The organism is Caulobacter sp. SLTY, assembly GCF_009905535.1.
Taxonomy (GTDB): domain Bacteria; phylum Pseudomonadota; class Alphaproteobacteria; order Caulobacterales; family Caulobacteraceae; genus Caulobacter.
In genome coordinates, this window is sequence record NZ_JAAALA010000055.1 from 1 (window position 1) to 11,049 (window position 11,049).

Consider the following 11,049-nt stretch of genomic DNA (forward strand, 5'->3'; position numbering starts at 1 on the left):
GGCATGATCATCAGGTCGATCACCCGCCGCCGGAAGCCCCGCGCCGGGTGATCGACCTGATGATCATGCCCTGATCAGCGCGGACGTTTATCGACGTCCTCGCCCTGCTCCCGCTTCCACCGCAACATGGCCTGGCTGTGATGCGCCAGCTCTTCCAGCGCCACCATCTTGCGTCGCGCCATCTCGATCCGCGCGCGGCGGTCCTGCGCCTTCCGCTCGGCGGCCGTCAGGCCGGCCGGACAGGCTCCCCGGCAGGGAACCGAGCAGGTTGATTCCGCTTCCAGGTCCTTGGTCACCGCCTCGACACAGGCGGTCTGGTCGTCCCGCTCCTGCTGCTCCAGCCGCAGGACTTCAAGGTTCAGATTGCCGTAAGCCCTCCAGGCGACCGCCGTGATCGCGTGGTGGACCTCGGCCGTGGTCATTGGCGGCTCGCCGTCCTGGACCAGGGGGATCCAGGCCTTGGGCCAGACCATCTCCCAGGGCTGGGGGTTGATCGTCAGGCTGCGGACCATGGCCGCCTCCCAGTCCTTCTGGTGCTGCGGACGGATGTCGGCCGGCGGCGGGTCGCCGTGGGCCGGAGGGTGAGCGCCCGCCGCCGCGGCGCTCAGCAAAACGGCCAACAAGCCCGTCAGAACTCGCATCCCCCGCCGTTTCATTACAGCCCCTTCATGTGACGCCCCCGGAAGGATGCCCTAGGGTCCGTGGCAAGAATAGGACTCTGGAGCTCCAACGCTGTGCAACGCAGAACCTTCCTCGCGGCTTCCGTCGCCATGACCGCAACCGCCGCCGCCCGCCCGGGCTTCGCCTTCGCCGAAACCAACCCCGTGATCGCCCCCTACACCGGCCCGTTCGGCGGGGTGCCCCACTTCGACAAGGTGAAGGTCGCCGACTTCACACCGGCGCTCGAAGCCGCCATGGCCGAGAACGACGCCCAGATCGCGGCTATCGTCGCCAACAAGGCCAAGCCGACCTTCGACACCGTCATCGCGCCGCTGGAAGACGCTGGCCGGGCGCTCGGCCGCGCCTACCGCTACTACGGCGTCTGGAGTTCCAACCTGAGCTCGCCGGAATTCCAGGCGGTGGAGGGCGAGATGGACCCGAAGCTGGCCGCCTATCAGGACAAGATCAATCAGAACGCCGCCCTCTTCGCCAAGGTCGAGGCGGTCTACAACAGCCCCGACAAGGCCAAGCTGACCCCCGAGCAGCAGCGGGTCACCTGGGTCTGGTACGACGGTTTCGTCCGCTCGGGCGCCAAGCTGAGCCCCGACGCCAAGAAGCGGGTCGCGGCGATCAACGAAGAGCTGGCCGGCCTCTACACCCAGTTCAACAAGAACCTGCTGGCCGACGAGAGCACCTACATCGAGCTCAGCAACGCCGACCTCGAAGGCCTGCCCGCGCCTCTGATCGACGGGGCCCGCGCCTCGGCCAAGGCCAAGGGGCTGGATGGCAAGGCGATCATCGTCAACACCCGCTCCAGCGTCGATCCCTACCTGACCTACTCGCCGGTGCGCGCCACCCGCGAGAAGGTCTGGAAGGCGTTCGTCGGCCGGGGCGACAATGGCGGCGCCACCGACAACAACGCCATTATCAGCAAGATCCTCAAGCTGCGGGTCGAGCGGGCCAAGCTGCTGGGCTATCCGACCCACGCCCACTGGCGGCTGGAAAACGCCATGGCCAAGACGCCTGAGCGGGCCATGGAACTGATGGAGGCGGTGTGGACGCCGGCCGTGGCCGCCGTAAAGCGCGACGTGGCCGACATGCAGGCGATCATCGATGCGGAGAAGGGCGGCTTCAAGCTGGCCCCCTGGGACTACCGCTTCTATGCCGAGAAGGTGCGTAAGGCGAAGTACGACCTCGATCTGAACGAGGTGAAGCCCTACCTCGAGCTCAACAACATGCGCGAGGCGATGTTCTTCGCCGCCAACAAGCTGCATGGCTTCGAGTTCAAGCCGGTGACCGGCGTGCCCGTCTTCCACCCCGACGTGAAGGTCTGGGAAGTGACCCGCAAGGGCCAGCACGTCGGCCTCTGGTACTTCGATCCCTTCGCTCGCGAGGGCAAGCGGTCGGGCGCCTGGATGACCGACTACCGCACCCAGGAAACCTTCAAGGGCAAGATCACCACCCTGGTCAGCAACAACTGCAACTACATCCAGGCTGGCGAAGGCAAGCCGGTGCTGATCAGCTGGGACGACGCCGAGACCATGTTCCACGAGTTCGGCCACGCCATCCACGGCCTGTGCTCGGAGGTGGTCTATCCGTCGGTCTCGGGCACCAACGTGGCGCGCGACTATGTCGAGTTCCCCAGCCAGCTGAACGAGAAGTGGCTGACCACCCCGGAGGTGATGGAAAAGTACATCATCCACTACGAGACCAAGAAGCCGATCCCAAAGGAACTGGTCGACAAGATCGAGAAGGCCGGGACGTTCAACCAGGGCTTCATCACGGTGGAATATCTGGCCAGCGCCCTTATCGACATGAAGCTGCACCTGGCCGGCGACGTGACCATCGACCCGGACAAGTTCGAACGCGAGGAACTGGCGAAACTCGGCATGCCCGAGGAGATCGTCATGCGTCACCGCACCCCGCAGTTCGGGCATGTCTTCTCGAGCGACGGCTATTCGGCCGGCTACTATAGCTACCTGTGGTCGGACACCCTGACCGCCGACTGCTGGGAAGCCTTCGTCGATGCGGGCAGCGCCTATGACCGGCCGACGGCCGACCGGCTTTACGCGACCATCATGAGCCAGGGCAACCGCAAGGACCCGGCGCAGCAGTACCGCGATTTCCGCGGTCGCGACCCGCAGATCGGCGCCCTGATGCGCAGCCGGGGCTTCCCGGACAAGGCGTGATCCAGACTTGAGCTATCGGGGCCGCGGCGATCTCGTCGCGGCCCTTTTTCTTGCGAGTCAGGCTGGACGGGCGTCGAAATACCAGCCGCCGGTTCGCAGGGCGAGGACGCTGATCCGCACGTCGCCTATCCGCACCGAGCCGTCCTTGCGACCGGCGAGCAACCGCATCGCTGCCTGGCGCCGAGCCTCCGGCGCTCCACGCGCCGCCGCATCGATCAGGACCGACATTTCCCGCGCCGCCTCCGCGCTGGTCTTGCCCATGACATCGGCATTGATGTTGACCAGCCGGCCCTTCACGCCACAGACCCGCCAGAAGGCGCCGGCGGCGATACTCCGGCAGTCGAGGCCGTCCTGTTCGAAGCTGCTCCATTCGGCAGCCAGCACGGGGCCGCGAGACTGTTCGATCCGCAGCATCGCCTGATCCATGGTGCGCGGGAAACCCGGGCCGCCCATCCGTTTCTCCAGCCCCGGCGCCTGCAGTCTGTTCCACAGTCGCTCTGCGCCCGGTTGCAGCACGATCAGGGCGATGGCCCCGACGATGATCGCTCCGGTCTTTCCGTTGAGCGGCAGGTTCGGCTTGCGGCGTTCAGAGGGTGGAAAAGGGCGAGTCACCCGCCGATCGGACGAGCCCGGCGCGCGTTCGTCAACCGGCTTGCCTCCCCCGCCGAAACCGACCACCACAGCAGGATGAAGATCACCGGCATCGACCACATCGTCCTGCGGGCCAACGACCAACAGCGGCTGATCGACTTCTACACCGGTGTGCTGGGCCTTGCCGTCGAGAAGCGGCAGGACGCCATCGGCCTGGTCCAGCTACGCGCCGGCTCCAGCCTGATCGACATCGTTTCGGTGGAGGGGCGGCTAGGCCGGATGGGTGGCGCGGGGCCAGGCGCGGAGGGCCGCAACCTCGACCATGTCTGCCTGACGGTCGCCGGCTTCGACCTTGAGGCCGTCAAGGCGCATCTTGCAGCCCATGGCGTTGCGGTCGGCGAGGAAGGGCTGCGCTACGGCGCCGGCGGCGAGGGGCTTAGCGTCTATCTCCGGGACCCGGAGGGAAACGGGCTGGAACTGCGGGGCCAATAGCGAGATGCGGGCTTGATGTGCCCGCCCGCATGGGGAAGTTTGATCGCGATTTGGGGGCTCGTCATGCGCAACACCATCACCGCAGCGGCCGTGGGAGCCTGCATCTTGACCCTGGCGCAAACGGCGCCGGCCGTCGCCGCCGACGAGGTTCTGACCGCCCGCAAGTGCACCGTGGCGATCCGCAACAGAATCTCCGGCGGTAAGCGGACTTGCGAGCAACTCACCCTTCGCCGGGACGTCCCAAACGGGCGGCTGGAGATCCTCATTACCTTTCCGGACGGCTTCAGGCTGGCCGTGGCCGGACCATTCTTGGAGATGGACCCGCTGACGACCCTGGTGACCCCCGACCGCGTTGTCTGGGCCAATCCTGGCCAGACCAACCCGGAGGTCGCCACCAACACGCCTGAACGGCCGGTGGTGAAGGGGCGCTGCCTGATCAAGGACTTCCATCGCACCGATATGATCGGCGCGGTTGTTTGCGAACTGGGCAGCCCAATGGGCCGGATCGACATCGAGTTCGAAACGCCCCGACCGCCGAAATGAGCAAGCCTCGAAGCCTTTTCAGAGGGTAGCGCCACAACATGGCGCAACTCCGAGAGGTTGTGATAGGCCGCTGTGGGCCAGCGCGTTGGGCGCCGGGAAGGGGGAGCTTTCATGGCGAGGATGACCGCGCGAACCGACGATGGGCCGGGTCTCCGGGATGACAATGGCCGGCTGTTCCAGATTCTGGCTCTGACCGCCTTGGCCGCGGCGCTTGCCTCTGGCTTTGCAGTCAGTCGCATCCACCTCCCGCCGAAGTATACGTCCCTGCCGCTTCACGACAGCGCGCCCTGGGCGATCCTGTGCATGATGCTGGTCTCGGTGGTCGGATTCCTCGCTCTCTACCGGTTTGCGCTGCGAGGGCAGGGCCGGTTCGTCGGTGGGTTGGGCCTGGCCGTGGTCCTCGCTGCGGCCGGCATCGGCGGGACCTTCGCGCTGTACACCATCACCGCCCCTCGCACCGAGGTCCGGTCTTTGCTCTCGCTTACGGAGACAGGGCTGGCGCATGACGACGCCGACCTTGTGGTCAGCCACACCCAACAGCTTCAAGCGATAGATCCCGACGCACGACTCTCGCCCCTCGAGCTCGGTCGGACCCGCGGCCTTGCCGCCGCCCGCAAGGCCGTGACCGACGCCATCGGCCGGATAGAAGGGGCGCGGGCGGCCTATGGCCAGCTTGTGGCAAATGCGCGGACCGCCCTGCTGCACGAGCCCTATGCCGCCGATCTGGTTGAGGAGGCGAGAGGAAGGGTCGAGACCCGTCATCAGACCTTGAGCCCCTACTGGGATCTGCAGGATGCGTATGCGGCTCTTCTGCGGGAGCAGCTGACCCTGCTCGAGACCCGCCGCTGGCGAGTCATTGACACAGCCATCGTCTTCTCCGATCCGGCCGATCAGAAGGCCTATGAGGCGCTGTTGGCCCGTCGGGCGCGTCTATCGCAGACCATTGATGCGGAAGCCGAACTTCGGAAAGACTGGGTCATTTGAAATAGCTGCCGCAGGTCTGCGGCGGTGATCCGGCTCGAGGGATGCCCCGTCAGGGGACGAGGCCGGCGGCCAACAGCCTACGCCGCCCCTGTTTTGTTGACGTCGGCGCCCATTTCGCCCATAAGCGCGCCCTTCCGGCGCAATCTGCCAGCGCCCTCCCCCGTCACGACCCCGATACCCATATCGGACGAGGACGGAGAGGACCCCCGTCGACGCGAACGTCCACGGGGGCTGGTCGTGTTGTGCGTTTGGATCGCTTGCCGATCCGGACAACGGAAGAGGTCGGTCCGCCTTGGCGGACCGCTGGAGCGATGAATGTTTGAAGGCCTTACAGATCGGCTGAGCGGCGTCTTCGACCGCCTGTCCGGACGCGGCGTCCTCAGCGAGAAGGACGTCGACGAAGCGCTGCGCGAGGTTCGCGTCGCGCTGCTTGAGGCCGACGTCGCCCTGCCGGTGGTCAAGGACTTCATCAGCAAGGCCCGTGAGGAAGCCACCGGCGAGGCGGTGATCCGCTCAATCCGCCCCGCCGACCAGGTGGTGAAGATCGTCTACGACGGCCTGGTGGAGATGCTCGGCGGCGAGGAGCCCGTGGGGCTCAACATCGCTATCAACCCGCCCAGCGTCATCCTGATGAGCGGCCTGCAGGGCTCGGGCAAGACGACCACCTCGGCCAAGCTGGCCCTGCGCCTCAGCAAGATGGACCGCAAGAAGGTCCTGATGGCCTCGCTCGACACCCGCCGCCCGGCGGCGATGGAGCAGCTGGCCACCCTGGGCAAGCAGGTCGAGGTCGACACCCTGCCCATCGTGGCGGGCCAGTCGGCCGTCGATATCGCCAAGCGCGCGATGAGCGCCGCCAAGCTGGGCGGCTACGACATCCTGATCCTCGACACCGCCGGCCGGACCACGCTGGACGAGAGCATGATGGCCGAGGCGGCCGAGATCGCGAAGATCTCCAACCCCGCCGAAACCATCCTGGTCGCCGACAGCCTGACCGGCCAGGACGCGGTTCGCACCGCCAAGGCCTTCCACGAACGCCTGCCGCTGACCGGATTGATCCTGACCCGCGCTGACGGCGATGGGCGAGGCGGCGCGGCCCTGTCGATGCGGGCGGTTACGGGCCTGCCGATCAAGTTCCTCGGCGCCGGGGAAAAGGTCGAGGCCCTCGACGTCTTCGACGCCCGCCGCGTCGCTGGCCGCATCCTGGGCCAGGGGGACATTGTCGCCCTGGTCGAGAAGGCCGCCACCGACCTCGACCAGGCCAAGGCCGAGGCGATGGCCAAGCGCCTCGCCAAGGGTCAGTTCGACCTCGACATGCTGTCCGACCAACTCTCCCAGATGCAGCGGATGGGCGGCATGGAAGGGCTGATGGGCATGCTGCCCGGCGTGCAGAAGATGAAGGGCCAGATCGCGGAAGCCGGCCTGAACGACAAGTCGATCAAGCGGCAGCAGGCGATCATCAGCTCGATGACCAAGACCGAGCGCAAGAAGCCCGACATCCTGGCCGCCTCGCGCAAGCGCCGCATCGCCGCCGGCGCTGGCGTCGATGTGGCCGAGGTCAACCGCCTGCTGAAACAGCATCGCCAGATGGCCGACGCCTTCAAGATGATGAGCAAGAACGGCGGCAAGGGCTTTGCCAAGATGGCCGGCATGCTCGGTGGCGGCGGCGGCATGGATCGCCTCAAGGCCCTGGGCGGCGGCAAGATGCCCGACATCGATCCGGCTGAACTCGAAAAGCAGCTGAAGGGCCTGGGTGGGCCCGGAGGCTCTCTCCCCAACATGCCCGGCCTTCCCGGCCTGGGCGGACCCAACTTCAACCCGTTCAAAAAGAACTAGACCCTAAGGACTGTTGTTATGCTGAAAATCCGTCTGGCCCGTGGCGGCACCAAGAAGCGCCCCTACTACTCGATCGTCGTGGCCGACAGCCACTCGCCGCGCGATGGCCGCTTCATCGAGAAGGTCGGGACCTACAACCCGCTGCTCAAGAAGGACGACCCGGCCCGCACGACCCTGAAGCTGGAGTCGATCGAAGCTTGGCTCAAGAAGGGCGCGCAGCCGACCGACCGCGTTGCTCGTTTCCTGGCCAAGGAAGGCCTGGTGAAGTGGGAGCACGGCAACAACCCCAACAAGGGTAAGCCGGGCAAGAAGGCCGAGGAACGCGCTGAAGAGCGCGCCAAGCGCGAAGAAGAGCGCGCCGCCGCCGCCGCTGAAGCCGCCGCCAACCCGCCGGCCCCCGAGCCGGAACCGGAAGTCGAAGCCCCGGCCGCCGAAGAGGCTCCGGCCGCTGAAGCCACCGCCGAGGAAGCCGCTCCGGCTGCTGAAGAGGCCCCGGCCGCTGAAGCGGCTCCGGAAGCCCCGGCTGCTGAAGAAGCCCCGGCCGCCGACGCCGGCGAAGAGAAGACCGAAGGCTAAGCCTTATCCAGGCTGGCTTTCGAGCGAGCGGCGGCCTTGCGGTCGCCGCTCGTTTCGTTTCCAACACCGCTCATGTCCAACCTTCTTCTCATCGGCCGGGTCGGCGGCGCCCATGGCGTGCGCGGCGAGGTGCGGATCAGCACCTTCACGGCCGACCCGCTGGCCATCGCCGACTACAAGGTTCTCAAGAAGGCCGACGGCTCCCCGGCCCTGACCATCACCTCGGCGCGCGCCTCGAAGGGCGGCGTGGTCGCCCGCTGCAAAGGCATCGACAGCCGCGACCAGGCAGAGGCCCTGCGCGGCCTGGCCCTGCACATCGACCGCGCCGACCTGCCCGAGCCGGAGGAGGACGAGTTCTACCTTGCCGACCTCATCGGCCTGTCCGCCGAGACGCCGGAGGGCCAGCGGCTCGGCCGGGTCAAGTCCGTGCAGGACTTCGGGGCCGGCGATATCCTGGAGATCGACCCGGCCGAAGGCGGCCCGACCTGGTACCTGAGCTTTACGCGAGAGGCCGTGCCGACGGTCGACATCGCCGGCCGGCGGCTGGTGGTCGTGCGCCCCACCGAGATCGAAGCCAAGCCCGAAGACGCCGAAGAAGGCTAGGCCTTCACCCGCATCAGGCATTCCTGCGCCACCGAGGCGGCCAGGCGGCCGTCCTGGGTGTACATCTCGCCCCGGATGAACCCGCGGCCCTGCGAGGTGCTGGGGCAATCCTGGTCGAACAGCAGCCAGTCGTTGAAGTCGACCGGGCGGTGGAACCACATGGCGTGGTCCAGGCTGGCCGATTGCAGGCCCGGCGTCTGCCAGGTCAGGCCATGCACCCGCAGCGCCGTCTCCATGAACGCCATGTCGCTCGCATAGGCCAGGCAGGCCTGCTGGAGCTTCACCTCGGGGCCGATCGGCGCCTTGGCCCGCATCCACACCTGCTTGCGCGGCGGCTTGGGCACCGGCTTGAACATGTGCTGCGGATCGGGCCACCGCAGGTCGATGGGGCGCGGGCGCGACATCTGCTGTTTCATCTGCTCGGGCATGCGGTCGCCGTACTTGGCCAGCAGCTGGTCCAGCTCGGTCTTCACCGACTCCGGATCGGGATGCTCGGGCATCGGCGACTGGTGCTCCAGCCCTTCCTCCACCACCTGGAAACTGGCGGCCAGGTTGAAGATCTGCTTGCCGTTCTGGATGGCGATCACCCGCCGCGTGGTGAAGGTGCCGCCGTCGCGCGAGCGGTCGACTTCGTACAGCACCGGGATGTTCACATCGCCCGGCCGGATGAAGTAGGCGTGCAGCGAGTGGCAGACCCGATCCTCGACCGTCTCATAGGCCGCCAGCAGCGCCTGGGCGATGACCAGCCCGCCGAAGATGCGCGGGAAGCCTTCGTTCGGGGACACACCCCGGAACAGGTTCACCTCGATGGGCTCGAGGGCCAGGGTGGCGATCAGGTTTTCGGCGTCGGTCATAGTGCGGTGCAATAAGCCTGTGTCAGCGAGGCGGCAAGTGAGCCGGCTGACGCACCGTCGCGCATGGCTTTCCAATGTGGAAAGTTGTAACTTGACGATCTGGAAAGTCACGGTCATTTTCCAACTTGGAAAGTGAGGTGGCGCGTGACCGAAGACAGAACCCCCCAGCAGGCCCTGGACGACATCCGCCAGGCCCGCCAACAGGTGTTCAACCGTATGCAATCCTGGCCCTGGTGGTACGACGCGGGCTATGGCGCAGCCTGCGGGATCATGGTGGCTGGCCCAGCCTTCTCCACGCCGATCAGCCTTCTCTGCACGGCCGTCGGGCTCGTCATTCTTGGGGTCATCGTCCGCAAATGGACGGACCTGACCGGGGTCTGGGTCAACGGCTACAAGCCGCGCCGGGCGCGCTGGGTGGCCTTCGGACTGGCTGCCGTGTTCGTGGCCATGGTGCTGACGTCGCTCTATCTGGGTCGGCAACTGGGCCTGGTCTGGGCGGGCCCCCTGCTGGGCCTCGCGGCCGGCGTCCTGGCCGTGGTCTGCTCGCGGATCTGGACCCGGGTCTACCTGGCCGAGACCAGGGAACTGCCGTGAGCGCGCCGACCTTCGACTCCCTCATCCACGCCCCGGGGCGGCTGCAGATCTGCGCCATCCTGTCGGCGGCGGAGGCCGAGTTCGCCACCGTGCGCGACGCCATCGCGGTCTCGGACTCGGTGCTGTCCAAGCATGTGAAGCTGCTGGAGGACGCGGGCTATGTAGCGGTGCGCAAGGCCGCCGCCGGCGGCCGCCAGCGGACCTGGCTGTCGCTCACCGGATCGGGCCAGCGGGCGTTCGCCGCCCATGTGGCTGAACTCCAGCGGCTGGCGGCGACCGTCCTCCCCGCTTGACCTCGACGCGACGCTGCGAAGGCGCCAGTCTGCCGCCAAATTCATGGGCGGGGAGACGAGCATGGCGGCCAACCTGTTCCTTGCGGCGAACCTGACGGCCTTGGTGCTGTGGGCCGCCCTCATCCTGGCGCGGTTCTTCAAGCCGATGCGCCGCCTGGTCGATCCGTTCTGCGGCTACGTCGCCCCGGCCCTGTTCTCGCTCGGCTATTTGGTCCTGCTGGTCCTCAACTGGGGCTCGGCCGGCGGCGACATGGGGTCGCTGGCCGGGGTTCAAGCCCTGTTCTCCGATCCGAACATGATGCTGGTCGGCTGGCTCCACTACATCGCCTTCGACCTGTTCGTCGGCGGCTGGATCGCCCGGACCGGCGACGAAGAGGGCGTCTCGCCCTGGCTGCTGGCCCCGATCCTGCTGTTCACCCTGTTGTTCGGGCCGGTGGGCTTCCTCGCCTTCGTGCTGGTGCGACTGGTTCGCCGCCGTACCGCCACGGTCTCGGCCTAGAGCCGCCGAATGCTGACCGCCTCCGCCCTCACCCTCGCCCTGCTGTTCCAGTCCGGCGCCGGCCTCTCCTTCACCGAGGCTCTGGCGCGGGCCGACCGCTACAAGGACGATCCCAAGGCCACCGAGTGGCGCAACACCAAGATGGACCCCTTCCTGAAGCCCAAGACCACGGCCCTGTTCGACCGCTGCTATTCGCGCGGCGTGCGTCGGCCGATGACCTTCACCCTGGTGGTCGGCTTCAAGGACGGAAAGTTCGACCGCGTCGACCGCGACTCCGAGGACCAGGTCGCCGTCTGCATGGCGGACACATTCGCCGAGTACAAATGGCCCACCCCGCC

Annotated in this window: 14 protein-coding genes; 11 read left to right on the forward strand and 3 right to left on the reverse strand. The window is 67.0% G+C overall.

The window, feature by feature from the left end:
* Window positions 1–74: 74 nt before the first annotated feature.
* Window positions 75–641, reverse strand: coding sequence for a hypothetical protein (locus GVN21_RS19750; protein ID WP_166576456.1), 567 nt, complete (start codon window positions 639–641; stop codon window positions 75–77).
* Window positions 642–734: 93 nt separating this feature from the next.
* Between GVN21_RS19750 and GVN21_RS19755 the strand changes: the two genes are divergently transcribed.
* Window positions 735–2,849 (forward strand): M3 family metallopeptidase, encoded by a 2,115-nt coding sequence (locus tag GVN21_RS19755; RefSeq protein WP_346764292.1) that lies wholly within the window; start codon window positions 735–737, stop codon window positions 2,847–2,849.
* A 57-nt stretch (window positions 2,850–2,906) separates the two neighbouring features.
* Here the strand turns inward: GVN21_RS19755 and GVN21_RS19760 are convergent, their stop codons facing one another.
* Window positions 2,907–3,461 carry a hypothetical protein gene (locus GVN21_RS19760; protein WP_166576457.1) on the reverse strand — a complete coding sequence of 185 codons (555 nt, stop codon included), beginning with the start codon at window positions 3,459–3,461 and terminating at the stop codon, window positions 2,907–2,909.
* A gap of 75 nt (window positions 3,462–3,536) precedes the next feature.
* Here GVN21_RS19760 and GVN21_RS19765 point away from each other — a divergent pair, with 75 nt between their 5' ends.
* The 6 genes from GVN21_RS19765 to rimM all read left to right on the forward strand — a co-directional run bounded on the left by GVN21_RS19765 (window position 3,537) and on the right by rimM (window position 8,471).
* Window positions 3,537–3,932, forward strand: a complete 396-nt coding sequence (locus GVN21_RS19765; RefSeq protein WP_166576458.1) for a VOC family protein — start codon at window positions 3,537–3,539, stop codon at window positions 3,930–3,932.
* Window positions 3,933–3,995: 63 nt separating this feature from the next.
* Complete coding sequence (locus tag GVN21_RS19770) at window positions 3,996–4,475, forward strand: hypothetical protein (protein WP_166576459.1); 480 nt, start codon at window positions 3,996–3,998, stop codon at window positions 4,473–4,475.
* Between the two features lie 111 nt (window positions 4,476–4,586).
* Window positions 4,587–5,459 (forward strand): hypothetical protein, encoded by an 873-nt coding sequence (locus GVN21_RS19775; RefSeq protein WP_166576460.1) that lies wholly within the window; start codon window positions 4,587–4,589, stop codon window positions 5,457–5,459.
* Window positions 5,460–5,774: 315 nt separating this feature from the next.
* Complete coding sequence (ffh, locus tag GVN21_RS19780; RefSeq protein WP_166576461.1) at window positions 5,775–7,292, forward strand: signal recognition particle protein; 1,518 nt, start codon at window positions 5,775–5,777, stop codon at window positions 7,290–7,292.
* An 18-nt stretch (window positions 7,293–7,310) separates the two neighbouring features.
* On the forward strand, window positions 7,311–7,868 hold the full coding sequence (gene rpsP / locus GVN21_RS19785; RefSeq protein WP_166576462.1) for a 30S ribosomal protein S16: 558 nt from the start codon (window positions 7,311–7,313) through the stop codon (window positions 7,866–7,868).
* 72 nt (window positions 7,869–7,940) lie between these two features.
* Window positions 7,941–8,471: a ribosome maturation factor RimM gene (rimM, locus tag GVN21_RS19790; protein ID WP_166576463.1), complete on the forward strand. Its 531-nt coding sequence runs from the start codon at window positions 7,941–7,943 to the stop codon at window positions 8,469–8,471.
* On the opposite strand, the gene GVN21_RS19795 is transcribed toward rimM, so the two are convergent.
* Window positions 8,468–9,325, reverse strand: a complete 858-nt coding sequence (locus tag GVN21_RS19795) for an acyl-CoA thioesterase II (RefSeq protein WP_166576464.1) — start codon at window positions 9,323–9,325, stop codon at window positions 8,468–8,470. The two genes, rimM and GVN21_RS19795, sit on opposite strands and share 4 nt — an antisense overlap.
* Before the next feature lie 144 nt (window positions 9,326–9,469).
* Between GVN21_RS19795 and GVN21_RS19800 the strand changes: the two genes are divergently transcribed.
* The 4 genes from GVN21_RS19800 to GVN21_RS19815 all read left to right on the forward strand — a co-directional run.
* Window positions 9,470–9,919: a hypothetical protein gene (locus GVN21_RS19800; RefSeq protein WP_166576465.1), complete on the forward strand. Its 450-nt coding sequence runs from the start codon at window positions 9,470–9,472 to the stop codon at window positions 9,917–9,919.
* Entirely contained in the window at window positions 9,916–10,212 is a 297-nt protein-coding gene (locus GVN21_RS19805) for a transcriptional regulator (RefSeq protein ID WP_166576466.1), read from the forward strand. The genes GVN21_RS19800 and GVN21_RS19805 overlap by 4 nt, the downstream gene beginning before the upstream one ends.
* A gap of 61 nt (window positions 10,213–10,273) precedes the next feature.
* A complete protein-coding gene (locus GVN21_RS19810) occupies window positions 10,274–10,711 on the forward strand; it encodes an ABA4-like family protein (protein ID WP_166576467.1) in 438 nt (145 codons plus the stop codon).
* A 9-nt stretch (window positions 10,712–10,720) separates the two neighbouring features.
* Window positions 10,721–11,049: hypothetical protein (locus GVN21_RS19815; RefSeq protein ID WP_166576468.1), on the forward strand; the 329-nt coding region annotated here is incomplete at its 3' end.